Below are 13,020 nucleotides of genomic sequence, written 5' to 3' on the forward strand. Positions count from 1 at the left end.
CTGCCTCAACGCGGCCAACCGATGGCCCATCCCGTCGTAACAGGCTCCCCGTAGAATCCACGATTGCCTGTTTCACGGAGCGGCGCATGCGCCCAAGCCAGCGGATCTTTGCCTTCGTCGCCATCGCCCTGCTGGCCGCCTGCGGTCGCGACGCGGCTGGCAAGCGCGAAGGTGGCGATCGCCCCGTTACCGTGACCACACAGCAGCTGCGGCTGCAGTCGTGGAACGACAGCATGCTCGCCCTGGGTACGGTGCGGGCGCGCGAGTCGATCACCGTGACCGCCAAGGTCAGCGAGATCGTCCAGCAGGTGCATTTCGACAGCGGTGAGGTCGTCGCCAAGGGCGCGGCGCTGGTGACGCTGAGCGGGCAGGCGCAGCAGGCCTCGCTGGCCGAAGCACAGGCCAATGCCACCGAAGCGGAAAAACTCTTCCGCCGCCAGAGCGAGCTGGCCGATCGCCAGCTCATCGCGCGCGCCAGCCTGGACACGCAGCGCGCCGCCCGCGACGCCGCCAACGCCCGCGTCGCACTGATCCACGCCCAATTGGGCGACCGCGTGATCCGCGCGCCGTTCGCAGGCGTGCTCGGCATCCGCCAGATCAGTCCGGGTTCGCTGGTGACGCCGGGCACTGCGATCGCCACGCTCGATGACACCGCGCGCGTCTACGTCGACTTCCCGCTGCCCGAAGCCATGCTCTCGCTGGTCGCCCCCGGTCTGCACGTGAGTGGCCGCAGCGAGGCCTACACCGGTCGCACGTTCGACGGCGTGGTCAGCACCGTGGACGCGCGCATCGACGAATCCACCCGCGCGGTCACCGTGCGCGCCGACTTCCCCAATCCCGACCGCGCCTTGCGCCCCGGCATGTTGTTGCAGGTATCGCTGCAGCGCCCGCAGCGGCAGGCGCTGGTCGTGCCGGAGATTTCCATTGTCCAGATCGGCACTGACGCGTTCGTGTTCCGCGTCCTCGCCGATGGCAGCGTGGAACGCGTCGACGTGAACGTTGGTGCCAGGCGCGAGGGAATGGCAGAGATAGTGGACGGCGTGAAGGCCGGCGAGCGGATCGTGGTGGACGGCACCGTGAAGTTGCGGCCGGGCAGCAAGGTGGTCGAAAGCGATGCGAAGGAACACGGCGCCGCGCTGAAGTAATCCATCGGTCCGTGCGCAACGCGCCGGGCTTTACTCCCTCCCTTGCGCGCAGCGCAGGGGAGGGTTGGGGAGGGGTGCTTTTGTTGCTGTTGGCGTAGCGATTCAAGGCAACAACAAAAGCACCCCTCCCCCGGCCCTCCCCTTCGCCCTTTGGCGAAAGGGAGGGGGCGCAAGGGCACAAGGCGAAGGCATGAAACTTTCCGACATCTCCATCAAGCGTCCCGTATTCGCCACCGTGATCAGCCTGCTGCTGATCGTGCTGGGCGTGATGGCTTTCACCCGCCTGACGCTGCGCGAACTGCCGGCGATCGATCCGCCGGTGGTGTCGGTGGAGGTCGCCTATCCCGGCGCCTCGGCGGCGGTCGTGGAAACCCGCGTCACCCAGATCCTCGAGGACGCGCTCGCTGGCATCGAGGGCATCAACACCATCGAGTCGCGCAGCAACGGCGGTCGCTCCAACATCAGCATCGAGTTCAACCTGACCCGCGACATCGAGGGCGCTGCCAACGACGTGCGTTCCGCCGTCAGCCGGGTGAGCGACCGCATGCCGGAAGAAGCCGATCCGCCGCAGGTGGCCAAGGTCGAGTCCGACACCGACCCGATCGTGTGGGTCAACATGAACAGCGCGAACATGGACACGCTGCAGCTGTCCGACTACGCCGAGCGCTACATCGTCGATCGCCTGTCCAGCATCGACGGCGTGGCGCAGGTACGGTTGGGTGGGCAGCAGCGTTATGCGATGCGTGTGTGGCTCGACCGGGATGCGATGGCCGCGCGTGGCATCACCGCCTCCGACATCGAGTCGGCCCTGCGCGCACAGAACGTCGAGCTGCCGGCCGGTCGCATCGAGTCGGAAAGCCGCGACTTCACCCTGCGTGTTGCGCGCAGCTTCGAGAAGCCCGCCGACTTCGCGCAGATTCCGCTGCGCAAGGGCGCCGACGGTTATGTCGTGCGACTGGGCGACGTGGCGAAGGTGGAACTCGCCTCCGCCGAACGCCGCAGCTACTACCGCAGCAATGGCGAGCCGAACATCGGTCTGGGTATCGTCAAGACGTCGACCGCGAACAGCCTCGATGTCGCCCGCGCGGTCCGCGCCGAAACAGAGCGGATCCAGGCGACGCTGCCCAAGGGCACCAAGATCTTCATCGCCCTCGACATGACGACCTTCATCGATTCGGCGGTCGAGCGCGTGTACCACACGCTGATCGAAGCGATCGTCCTGGTGCTGATCGTGATCTGGCTGTTCCTGGGCAGTGTGCGCGCCGCGCTGATCCCGGCGGTAACGGTGCCGGTGTGCCTGATCGCCGCGTTCATCCCGCTCTACGCCTTCGGCTACTCGATCAACCTGCTCACGCTGCTGGCGCTGGTGCTGTGCATCGGCCTGGTGGTGGACGACGCGATCGTGGTGCTGGAGAACATCCAGCGCCGCGCGGATCTGGGCGAGCCGCGCTTGGTCGCTGCACGTCGCGGCACGGCGCAGGTGGCGTTTGCGGTGATCGCGACGACGGCGGTGCTGGTATCGGTGTTCCTGCCGATCGGTTTCATGCAGGGCAACACCGGCCGCCTGTTCCGCGAACTGTCGGTGGCGTTGGCCGGCGCGGTGGCGATTTCCGCCTTCGTCGCGCTGACGCTCACGCCGATGATGTCGTCGAAGCTGGTCAAGCCGCACAAGGAAGAGAAGTCCAATCCGCTCACGCGCCGGGTCAACGCGTGGCTGGATGCGGTCAGCGCGCGCTATCGCCGCCTGATCGACCACAGCGTGGAGCGGCCAAAGTTCTTTGGCGTGCTGATGCTGGCGGCGTTGGCGTTGAGCTACGGCCTAATCAAGCTGGTGCCGTCCGAACTGGCACCGGCGGAAGACCGCGGCGTGTTCTTCGTGATGTTGAATGGCCCGGAGGGCGCGGGCTTCGACTACACCGTCAAGCAGGTGCAGGCGGCGGAGAAAATCGTCAGCAAGCATGTTGGCGAAGGTGGTCCGATCGAACGGGCCAGTCCGCGCGTGCCCGGTTCCTTCGGTCCCAGCGACGACATGCAGAACGGCCGCCTCAGCGTGTTCATGCGCGACTGGCGCGAGCGCAAGGCATCCACGGCCGACGTCGCGCAGCAGATGCAGAAGGAGCTGAGCCAGCTCCCGGGCGTGCGGGTGTCGTCGCAGGTGCCCGGTGGGCTGGTCCGCACGCGCGGCCAGCCGGTGCAGATCGTGCTCGGTGGTCCTGACTACGCGCAGCTGGCCGAGTGGCGCGACCGCATGCTCGCGCGCATCGAGCAGAACCCGGGACTGGTCGGCGCGGATTCCGACTACAAGGAAACCCGTCCGCAGATGCGCGTGCAGATCGACCACCAGCGCGCCGCCGACCTGGGCGTCAGCGTTGGCGACATCGGCAGCACGCTGGAGTCGATGATGGGCTCTCGCCGCGTTACCACGTTCGTGCGTGGTGGCGAGGAATACGACGTGATCGTGCAGGCGGCCAAGGCATTGCGCGGTTCACCGGAAGACCTTGCCGCGATCCAGGTGCGCACGCGCAGCGGCGAACTGGTCCCCCTGTCGAACCTGGTCACGCTCAAGGAAATCGCCGAGCCGGGTAATTTCAACCGCTTCAATCGCCTGCGTGCGATCACCATCAGCATGGGCCTGGCGCCGGGTTATCGCATGGGCGATGCGATCCCGTGGCTGCAGCAGGCGGTGAAGGAAGAACTGCCGCAGCAGGCGCAGATCGACTGGAAGGGCGAGTCGCGCGAGTACCAGGCTGCTGGTGGCGCGGTGCTGCTGACCTTCGCCATGGCGCTGCTGATCGTCTATCTGGTGCTGGCCGCGCAGTTCGAGAGCTTCATCCATCCCTTCGTGATCATGCTGACCGTGCCACTGGGCGTGCTGGGTGCGTTGCTGGGACTGTGGTTGTTCGGCGGAACGCTCAATCTGTTCTCGCAGATCGGCATCGTCATGCTGGTGGGACTGGCGGCGAAGAACGGCATCCTGATCGTCGAGTTCGCCAATCAGTTGCGCGACGAAGGCCGCAGCGTCCACCAGGCGATCGTCGAATCCTGCGCGGTGCGCCTGCGGCCGATCCTGATGACGTCGATCGCGACGATCGTCGGTGCGGTTCCGCTGGTCGTGGCGGGTGGTCCGGGGTCGGCGAGCCGCGCGACGATCGGCATCGTGGTGATCTTCGGCGTGGCGTTCTCGACGCTGTTGTCGCTGTTCGTGGTGCCCACCTTCTACAGCCTGCTGGCGCACTACACGCGATCGCCGGAAGCGGTGGCGCACGAACTGGAGAAGCTTGAAGCGCAGACGCCGCAGGCGGGTGGACACGCGTAGGGTGGGTCTTGACCCGCCGCCCAACGCCCCGGCTTCCTGGCCGTGCAAATGGAAAGCCCCGCCGAGACGGGGCTTTCCGGTATCGCTACTGCATCAAGCCGTAGCAGGCTGCGGCGCCGCGCGCTGCCCATTGCCCTCGAAGCGTTCGCCCAGCATCTGCCGCAGCGTGTCCACGCCTCCGCCCTTCCGGCGGACTTGAGGAAGTGATACGCCTGCAGCGCCGCGGTCATCGCATCGCTGCCCAGCGCGACGTCGGTATCGCTCACCCTCTCCATCAGGCGGTGAAGATGGAGAGTCCCGCGATAGGGACGTGCCACCTGATCGCAGTCGATAAAGAGTCGCGCGCGAAGGGCGGGCGAGTCTCTCGGGCGCGACTTTTTGTCTCGTGGAGGGGACTTGTCGCCCCTTGTGAGAAACAAGAAGTCGCGCGCGAGGGACTTTCTGCGGCATCCGGGAGCCCAGGCAGTCGCTCGACCGGAACTTCTTGTGGCGCCCGGGTCGCGGAAAGTCGCGATGACGGGCCTTGGACCGGAGTGAGCAGGACTTTTAGTCGACTGGGAGGGTGTGGGAGGTCGAACAAACGGAGGTAGTTGACCCGCTCAAGGCGGGCAAAAACCCGCCCTACGAAATCACCGCGTAGGGCGGGTCTTGACCCGCCACTCTGACCTTCCCTTTGCGAGCGGGACTTCAGTCGGCTGGAGCGCTGCGAGGGCCCGTTCACGATTCAGGTATAAAACTGCCGACCTGCGCTTGGCATTGAAGCCTGTGTGGGGAACCAAGGGAGACCTCCCGGCACTCGTATGTTTCCGAACCTGGCAACAGTAAGCATCGATGACTACTGATCCCACCGCTTCCAGCACGGACCAAGAAGCCCATGAATCTGAAATTCCCAATCGTCTGCTCCCTAGCCATCCTTCTGGCCGCGTGTGCCGCTACAGATGCAGCGGTAGCGCCATCATCCGCTCCGATCAACCGCCAGGTCTTCGCCGAGTACCCGCGGGAGCTGCATGGACTATGGATGCCCAAAGGGATGGGTTGCCCCACGGCAATCAACTACGACAGCGAGTTCTTGCTGTCGATCGACGCGGGCATGCTCGGGCAGTACGAGAACACCAGCAAGCCATTGCGTGTAGAGCAGACAGCGCGGCAGCCTCCCACCTGGCACATCCTTTCCACCTTTAGCCCGGGCACAGGTGAATACGAGGGAGAAGACACAATCATCTTTACCCTCGGGAACGGCACGCTCTCTATCCGGGCAGGGGACGCAACGACCTCATACACGAAGTGCAAGTAATGGAGTAATGCGATGTCAGAACAGCCTCGGATGTTCACCATCACACAGCTGGGCCCTCCACGCGGACCTGGAGCCGTGCAAGCCAATGAAGCAGTGGCTGACCTGGACGGTTTGGTCATGCACCATCCAGGCGCAAACCGAAACAGCCACATGCAAGAAGGGCGCATCGTTGGAGTCGAGGACCTGCAGCCGGGCTATCGTGGCGGGGACAGATCGTATGCGCACATCGATGGGGAGTTTCAGGAAGTCATCGACAACACCACCGACCGTTATCAGTCGCTCAAGCGCGACCAGGTTTTGATGGTGAAGGACTTCATCCTGGAAGATCCCTCCCCCGCGCCAGGTGCAAGTGCCCGCGCCGTATCCGTACCTTCGCCAACAGCGGGATACGTGAGCCTTGTGCGAGACAGCGGCGGCATGGTGGAGATCATGGATCGCCAAGGCGGAACGGTGATCGCTCGTGTCCGGCATCTTGACCCGATCTCGGTAGAGGTTGGCGATACGATTACTTATGGTCAGTCGCTAGGCACACAGGACAATAAGGGCCTGCCTGTCAGCGCTGGCGTCCATGTCCACATCGAAATGGACACCGGGCACCACGAACAGCTCAGCAATTACATTGATGACCTGGCTAGTGGAAGGCTCACTGTCCAACCTGCGTTTCGTGCTGATAGCGCCAGGCCAGCAATGGGAGACGGAACATTCCGACTGGGCCAGTCCGATGACCGTATCAGGGACCTGCAGCAGGTTATGGCGAGCGAGGGGTACCGAGCCGTCAGCGGCCGCCCATTGGATCAAGACGGCGTGTATCGCCCAGGCATGCAGGGGGCACTTCTAGATTTTCAGCGCGCCCATGGCATTCCACAGACGGGAAACATTGACCCTGCCACGCAGCGGATGGCACCACCACCGGCGCAACGGGTCATCGATATTGATGACCGATTCGTCCCCGGCCGCCCGATGTATCAGGGGCCGGCGCTCCAACCTACCGCGCCGGGACACCCAGAGCATCCTGACCACCGGCCGGTGCCGGCCGTCGCGCCCCCTGCAGTCAATCAACATGGGCGTCGAGCCGCAACGGACATGCAAGAACCAGCGTCCACCGCCTGGAGAGCGATGGACGATCACCCGCTCCTGTTGCAATCACAAGCTGCGGTTGCCCATCTGGATCGTAGCCTCGGGCGGACACCCGACGAGGCAAGTGCCTGCATGAGCGCAAGCTTGGCCTGCCTCGCAAGCGAAAATGGCCTGACCAGGATCGATCATGTGGTGCTTAGCCGGCAGACCGATGCCGTCCGGCAGGGCGAGAATGTATTCGTGGTGCAGGGCCGCCTGGAGGATCCCGCCCATCTCGTCGCCCATATGAAGACGAACACCGCAATGCAGACGCCAGTCCAAGAGTCGGTGCAGCGTCTCTATCAGCTCGATCGAACGACGGCACAGCAGACCCAGCTGGCTATTCCGGAGCCGCAGAACCTTGGCGAATCACAGCGTCGGTCGATGACGATGTAGCCACTTGTCGAGACAGCAGGATCAGGTTGAGTGCACGACCGTGCGGGTTAAAACCCGCCATGCGTGAGGCGGGTACGACCTTTGTAGGGCGGGTCTTGCCCGCCGTCCTGAGAACGAAACGCCCGACCATGTGTCGGGCGTTCTTTTTTTGCGGGCACCGCTACGTCGACTATGGCGACGATAAGCCCCGCGTAGGGCGAGTCAAGGCCTCCCACGCTCTACAAGATGGCGGTCGCGGCGTAAGCTTGCCGCATGTCTGAAGACCGTACCCGACCGCCGCGCCGTCCCACCTCTGGCAACAATCCCTGGGGCGACCGCCAGCCCGCGGCGCGACCGCAGGGTGAGCGGAAGCCTGCCGACCCGCCCAGGCGGGAGCATCGAGCGGACGATCGTGGAGACGTCGGGCGTGCTGACGTTGGGCGTCGCGACGTCGGGCGTAGCGATCGTCCTGACGTCGAGCGCTCTCGTGGCGATCGCGCGCACCCTGCCCGCAGCCACGGCGTGCGTTCGGAGCGCCCGTATGAGGCGCGCGCCCGGGTCACGCATCCGCCGCGTGACGAACTGGTCCATCACGACGAAGTCGATGCCGAGGGTGCGTCGCCGCGTGGGCACCGCCAGACCGAGTTGCGCCTGTACGGCCTGAATGCAGTCCACGCCGTATTCGCGCGCCGTCCGCAGTCGATCCGCAAGCTGTACCTGCATTCCTCGCGCATTCCCGCGGTGCAGCCGCTGCTGAAATGGTGCGTGGCCAACCGCATCGGCTACCGCGTGGTGGAAGAGGAAGACCTGGACAAGCTGGCGGCGAGCACGCACCACGAAGGCGTCATTGCCGACGTGCTACGCGAAGAGCCGCAATCGATGTCGCACTGGCTGCGTGACCTTCCCGCCGGCCCACAGTGCGCGCTGTGGCTCGATGGCGTGGGCAATCCGCACAACCTCGGCGCGATCCTGCGTTCGGCCGCGCACTTTGGTGTGAGCGCGGTGCTGCTGCCCAAGCATTCGTCGCTGGCGTTGTCGGGTGCGGCGGCACGCGTGGCCGAAGGCGGTGCCGAAGTCGTGCCGATGGTGCGTCTGGGACGTCAGGACAACGCGCTGGCGCAGTTGCGCAGTGCGGGATTCTCGATGGTGGCCACGTTGGTGAACGGCGGGCGTCCCGTGTTCGAAGCCGGACTCCCGCAGCGGCTGGTCTACGTGATCGGCGCCGAAGGTGAGGGCATGGATCGCGAGCTCGCCGCTGCCTGCGACCTGCGCGTGTCGATTCCCGGTAGCGGCGCCGTGGAAAGCCTCAATGTCGCCGCGGCGACGGCGGTGCTGCTGGCGGCGTGGCGGCAGCGCGGTTGATTGCAAGGCCGTGGTCGCGTAACTGCTTGCAGCGGAGCCCGCTCCTCTGCAGTCCAAGAACCCGGTTAGGGAAGGTCTGAATAATTGCCGTCATCCCCGCGAAGGCGGGGATCCAGCGACTTCAAACCATTGAAAGCAAGGCGCCGGAAGCCCCGCCTTCGGCTGTTGTAAAGCACTCCCGCCTTCGCGGGAATGATGGGCAAGAGCTGAGTTATTCAGACCTTCCTTAGCGCTACGAAGCGGCTTCACCCCCGCAGGGTGACGCCTCACTCCTGCGGCGGCTTCACGTCCTTCAGCTCGCTGCCGAAATCCCCGTCCGCACTCGCCGCCATGTAGGCGAGCACCGCATACGCCGCGACGTTCTGTGCCAGCGACTGCGGGTCGATCTTGTCCAGCGTGTCGTCCGGCGTGTGGTGGTAGTCGAAGTAATCGGTGCCATCCTGGCGCAGGGCCGCCCATGCCATTCCGCGCTCGGCGGACGGACCGACATCCGGGCCAGGGCCGCCTTCCTGCGGCGTGTGCGCGATACCCAGCGGCGCCAGCGCATCGGCGATCTGCTGCACCGCCGCCGTGGCGTACTCCGGCGCGCCACTGCGGAACGCGTAGATGCGGCCCGCGCCAAAGTCGCTCTCGGCGCCGATCTGGTGCTTGCCGATGTCGCCGAGGTGCTTTTCGGCATAGGCCTTGCCGCCGTACAGCCCCTGCTCCTCGTTGGCGAAGGCGACCACGCGGATCGTGCGCGCCGGGCGCTGCTTCTGCTGCCCGATCAGCGCGCCGGCCGCCATCGCGATGGCGACGCCCGCGCCGTCATCGATCGCGCCCGTGCCCAGGTCCCAGGAGTCCAGGTGCCCGCCGATCAGCACGACTTCGTCTGGCTTCTTCGTTCCGCGGATCTCGCCGATCACGTTGTGCGAAACCGCTTCGCCGTCCCAACCGCAATCCAGCGCCACGCGCACGCGCACCGGGCCGCGCGCCGCCAGGCGCGAGAGCTGCGCGGCATCGGGTGTGGCCAGCGCGGCCGAGGGAATCGGCGTGAGCCCGTCATCGAAGCGGGTGATCCCGGTGTGGGGAACGCGATGCGAATCGGTGCCCGCCGAGCGCATCAGGTAGGCCACGGCGCCGGCGCGGATCGCCGCGGACGGGCCGCGGGTTCGCGTCTTGCTGCCTTCGCCATAGCCTGCGCCATCGCGTGCGCGTTCCATCGGATGGTCGACGAAGGCGATCTTGCCGGCGAGCGAGCCGGCCGGCGCCGCTTCAAGCGCCGCCAGACTGTCGAAGCGGACGACCTCGGCCTCGACCGCGCCGCCGGGGCTGCCGCCCAGTGCGGTGAGCGCCAGCGGCTGCGCGTTCGCACCGAGCACTTCGCCGCGCTCGCTACGCCGCTGCCATTTCGGGAAATGCACTTCTTCCAGCCACACCTTGTCGAAGCCCAGCGCCTTGAATTTCGCTTGCGCCCATTGCACGGCGCGCGCATCGGCTTCGCTGCCGGCCAGGCGCGGTCCGACTTCGGTGGTGAGCGACGCGACGACGTCGAACCCGAGGTGGCTGGCCAGGGCCTGTTCGCGCAGTTGCGTCGCCACGGCCACGGCGCGATCGGGGATGCGCGTCGGCTGGTGCGTGGCGGCGCGTGCGACCAGCGGCAGGCAGGCGGTCAGGAGGGAAGCCAGAACGGTGGGTGCAACGCGCATCACGGGTCCTTCACTTGGCAGGAAAATCAGCGGGAAAAATTCAGGGAAAAAACGGAGGAAGCCGCGAGCTTACGGCCCGCGGCTTCCCGGTGTTGTGCCCCAGGCCACGGTGGCCGTGGGACTTCTTGGCGGCTGCCTTACTTCTTCAGCGAATCGCGGATCTCGCGCAGCAGCAGTACATCTTCCGGCGGGGCGGCCGCCGGCGCGGTGGCGCGCATGCGGTTGTAGGCCTTGAGGAACACGAAGATCACCAGCGCGATCAGCAGGAAATCGATCACGGTCTGGAAGAACGCGCCATACTTGATCGCCACTTCGGCCGCGACTTCCTTGCCGGCTGCATCCAGTTGCGCCGGCGTGAGTACGTGCTTCCAGTCGGAGACATTGGCGCCGCCGCTGACCAGGCTGACGATGGGCATCACGATGCCATCGACCAGGGCAGTGACGATCTTGCCGAACGCCGCACCGATCACCACGCCGACGGCGAGGTCGACGACGTTGCCGCGTGCCACGAACTCTTTGAACTCAGCAATCAGTCCCATCTTGTGCTCCTGGATTGAAGGCACGGGCGTGCCCGCGGCCGAATATACCCGAGAGCCTGTCCAAGGCCAGCGCAGGGCCAGCGTACGACCTGGGGGGCGTGAAGGACTTGCGAAGCAGGGGCGCGGCCGGACGTCAGTACGGCGACGAGGCGGTTGACGCCACCTGCCAGCCGAACGTCACCGGGCAGTACGCGCGGCGCATCGCGCGTCAGGCGCCCGAAGGCGCGATGTGGCCGCGCAGCGCGATGGCGTCGTCCAGGGTGGCCTCGAAACGGTCGCCCGGCTGCAGCGCCGCGACGCCCGCCGGGGTGCCCATGAAGACCAGGTCGCCCGCGCGCAGTGCGTACAGCCGGGAGAGTTCGTGGAGGATCTCGGCGACATTCCAGACCAGGTCGGACAAATGCCCTTGCTGGCGCAGTTCGCCATTGACCCGCAGCGACAGCGTGTGTGAGGTGTAATCGCCGATGCGCGCGGCAGGAACAATCGCGCTGATCGGCGCGGCGTGATCGAACGACTTGCCCGTGTCCCAGGGCAGGCCCTTGGCCTTGGCGGCGGCCTGCAGGTCGCGGCGTGTCAGGTCCAGGCCGACGGCATAGCCGAACACCAGCGCCATTGCGCGGCTCGGGTCCAGCACGCCACTGGGCGCATCGCAACCGATCGCGACGACCAGCTCCACTTCGTGGTGCAGGTCGCGCGTTCCCGGCGGATACGGCACGACGCCATCGGTGACGATCGCGTCGGCGGGCTTGAGGAAGAACGTCGGCGCGCCGCGGTCGGCCGCCGACGTGGGTACGTTGGCGCCCATTTCGCGTGCGTGCTCGGCGAAATTGCGGCCGACGCAGTAGATGCGATGCACGGGGAAGGTGCCGCCCGCGACGTCGTCCACCGGTACGCGTGGGACCGGGTGCGGCGCGATCACATCGGAAGCGACGGACGCCGCGGTGGCACTCACTCTGGAAGTCGCGTCAGTCATCAGTGCCTCCTCAGGACTTTCGGCGCACGAGTTTAAGGCCGGACCAGTCCGCATCCACGGCGCAGACCTTGATGTCGACCCAGCCACGCGGCAGGGCGAGTTCGCGGATGGTGTCTTCGGTGATCTCACAGGCGATGGCGCTGGCGATCTTCGAGGTGCGCTTCGGCCAGGACACCCACAACATGCCGCGTTCGACCAAGCGCTTCTCCGCGCGCGTCAGCAACGCATCCAGTCCGGTGCGGGTGTGGGTGAAGCCGTGGATGACGTCGAGTTCCCCGCGCGCAGGAAATACCAGCGTTGCAGTATCGAAACCGGTGAGCGTTGCGTAGTCGACAGGACAATCGATGACTTCGACGCGCTGCCCGGCCATCAGGCCGAGCTTGGCCCACAACGGTTTGCCGGAGTAGCCGGCGCTTGCGCTCAACGCGCGACCGGCAGCACCGGCCGGGTGACGACGCGATACTCGGCGTCGATGGCGCCGTCGCGTGCGACGGGCTTGCCGCGCTGCTTCCACAGCTTGTAGACCACGCCCGCCACCACCATCGCCGCACCCACGAACAGGCCGAACATCACCAGCAACGCCAGCAGGGCCAGGCCGATCAGGCCAAACACCACGCGCAGCAAACGGTGGCGCGGCTTGCGCGGCGCGAAAAACTGCTCGAATCGGAAGGTCTGGGCGGACACGGTTTGCCTCGTGACACAATGCGCGGACGCATCGGGGGCAGGCAGTATCGAGCGGCTGATGAACGAAAGTGTGAGAACTCCGTTAAACAATGAGAGCCCGGTCGCAGGTCAGGAGCCCGCGCCGTCGCTGATCGCGCTCGATCGCATCGTCGATGGCGGCTTTGCCGAAGTCGAGGTTTCCATCGACGGCGATGCGGAGTCGCTGATCCTGCATCGCGAGGGTGCCAGCGTGCGCGCGTGGCTCAACATCTGCCCCCATGCGGGCCGTCGCCTCGACTGGGCGCCGGGACAATTCCTCAAGACCGCCGAAGGCCTGCTGGTATGCGCGGCGCACGGCGCGAGCTTCGAGTTGCGTGGCGGCGAATGTGTCGCCGGGCCCTGCCGCGGCGCTGCGTTGAGGGCCGTCAAGGTGGACGTGCGCGATGGCGAGGTGTGGTTGGTGTCGCGGGGCTAGCGGCGAAAGCGTTGGCTTGGCGTGCGTGTCGCAGTAGGGCGCCTCAGTTTTCCAAGCTTGGCTGATTCGTTGTC

The 13,020-nt window shown here is 66.0% G+C and carries 11 protein-coding genes; 6 read left to right on the forward strand and 5 right to left on the reverse strand.

What is annotated here, in order from left to right; genetic code table 11:
• Positions 1 to 86 precede the first annotated feature (86 nt).
• The 5 genes from ACYVD7_RS04520 to ACYVD7_RS04540 all read left to right on the forward strand — a co-directional run bounded on the left by ACYVD7_RS04520 (position 87) and on the right by ACYVD7_RS04540 (position 8,608).
• Entirely contained in the window at positions 87 to 1,145 is a 1,059-nt protein-coding gene (locus ACYVD7_RS04520; protein ID WP_460759601.1) for an efflux RND transporter periplasmic adaptor subunit, read from the forward strand.
• A 190-nt stretch (positions 1,146 to 1,335) separates the two neighbouring features.
• A complete protein-coding gene (locus ACYVD7_RS04525) occupies positions 1,336 to 4,461 on the forward strand; it encodes an efflux RND transporter permease subunit (protein ID WP_460759604.1) in 3,126 nt (1,041 codons plus the stop codon).
• 874 nt (positions 4,462 to 5,335) lie between these two features.
• Entirely contained in the window at positions 5,336 to 5,755 is a 420-nt protein-coding gene (locus ACYVD7_RS04530; protein WP_460759607.1) for a hypothetical protein, read from the forward strand.
• A 75-nt stretch (positions 5,756 to 5,830) separates the two neighbouring features.
• Complete coding sequence (locus ACYVD7_RS04535; protein ID WP_460759609.1) at positions 5,831 to 7,267, forward strand: XVIPCD domain-containing protein; 1,437 nt, start codon at positions 5,831 to 5,833, stop codon at positions 7,265 to 7,267.
• A gap of 561 nt (positions 7,268 to 7,828) precedes the next feature.
• Positions 7,829 to 8,608: a TrmH family RNA methyltransferase gene (locus ACYVD7_RS04540; protein ID WP_460759816.1), complete on the forward strand. Its 780-nt coding sequence runs from the start codon at positions 7,829 to 7,831 to the stop codon at positions 8,606 to 8,608.
• Positions 8,609 to 8,874: 266 nt separating this feature from the next.
• Here the strand turns inward: ACYVD7_RS04540 and ACYVD7_RS04545 are convergent, their stop codons facing one another.
• The 5 genes from ACYVD7_RS04545 to ACYVD7_RS04565 form a co-directional block, all read right to left on the reverse strand.
• Complete coding sequence (locus ACYVD7_RS04545) at positions 8,875 to 10,296, reverse strand: M20/M25/M40 family metallo-hydrolase (RefSeq protein ID WP_460759612.1); 1,422 nt, start codon at positions 10,294 to 10,296, stop codon at positions 8,875 to 8,877.
• 137 nt (positions 10,297 to 10,433) lie between these two features.
• Positions 10,434 to 10,835, reverse strand: coding sequence for a large-conductance mechanosensitive channel protein MscL (mscL, locus tag ACYVD7_RS04550; RefSeq protein ID WP_460759615.1), 402 nt, complete (start codon positions 10,833 to 10,835; stop codon positions 10,434 to 10,436).
• 208 nt (positions 10,836 to 11,043) lie between these two features.
• Positions 11,044 to 11,808, reverse strand: coding sequence for a fumarylacetoacetate hydrolase family protein (locus ACYVD7_RS04555; protein ID WP_460759618.1), 765 nt, complete (start codon positions 11,806 to 11,808; stop codon positions 11,044 to 11,046).
• A 10-nt stretch (positions 11,809 to 11,818) separates the two neighbouring features.
• The gene (locus tag ACYVD7_RS04560) at positions 11,819 to 12,232 is read right to left on the reverse strand and encodes a DUF3052 domain-containing protein (RefSeq protein ID WP_460759620.1); all 414 of its coding nucleotides are present in this window, start codon (positions 12,230 to 12,232) and stop codon (positions 11,819 to 11,821) included.
• Positions 12,229 to 12,492 (reverse strand): hypothetical protein, encoded by a 264-nt coding sequence (locus tag ACYVD7_RS04565; protein ID WP_460759622.1) that lies wholly within the window; start codon positions 12,490 to 12,492, stop codon positions 12,229 to 12,231. The genes ACYVD7_RS04560 and ACYVD7_RS04565 overlap by 4 nt, the downstream gene beginning before the upstream one ends.
• A gap of 58 nt (positions 12,493 to 12,550) precedes the next feature.
• Between ACYVD7_RS04565 and ACYVD7_RS04570 the strand changes: the two genes are divergently transcribed.
• A complete protein-coding gene (locus ACYVD7_RS04570) occupies positions 12,551 to 12,946 on the forward strand; it encodes a Rieske (2Fe-2S) protein (protein WP_460759625.1) in 396 nt (131 codons plus the stop codon).
• Positions 12,947 to 13,020 lie beyond the last annotated feature (74 nt).

The sequence above is a fragment of the Lysobacter fragariae genome, assembly GCF_054779775.1.

What these genes read in the sequence shown, in the direction of transcription:
- ACYVD7_RS04525 (WP_460759604.1), top strand. Translation starts at nt 1,336, where the DNA reads ATGAAACTTTCCGACATCTCCATCAAGCGTCCCGTATTCGCCACCGTG.
- ACYVD7_RS04530 (WP_460759607.1), top strand. Translation starts at nt 5,336, where the DNA reads ATGAATCTGAAATTCCCAATCGTCTGCTCCCTAGCCATCCTTCTGGCC.
- ACYVD7_RS04545 (WP_460759612.1), bottom strand. Translation starts at nt 10,296, where the DNA reads ATGCGCGTTGCACCCACCGTTCTGGCTTCCCTCCTGACCGCCTGCCTG.
- mscL (WP_460759615.1), bottom strand. Translation starts at nt 10,835, where the DNA reads ATGGGACTGATTGCTGAGTTCAAAGAGTTCGTGGCACGCGGCAACGTC.
- ACYVD7_RS04520 (WP_460759601.1), top strand. Translation starts at nt 87, where the DNA reads ATGCGCCCAAGCCAGCGGATCTTTGCCTTCGTCGCCATCGCCCTGCTG.
- ACYVD7_RS04570 (WP_460759625.1), top strand. Translation starts at nt 12,551, where the DNA reads ATGAACGAAAGTGTGAGAACTCCGTTAAACAATGAGAGCCCGGTCGCA.
- ACYVD7_RS04555 (WP_460759618.1), bottom strand. Translation starts at nt 11,808, where the DNA reads ATGACTGACGCGACTTCCAGAGTGAGTGCCACCGCGGCGTCCGTCGCT.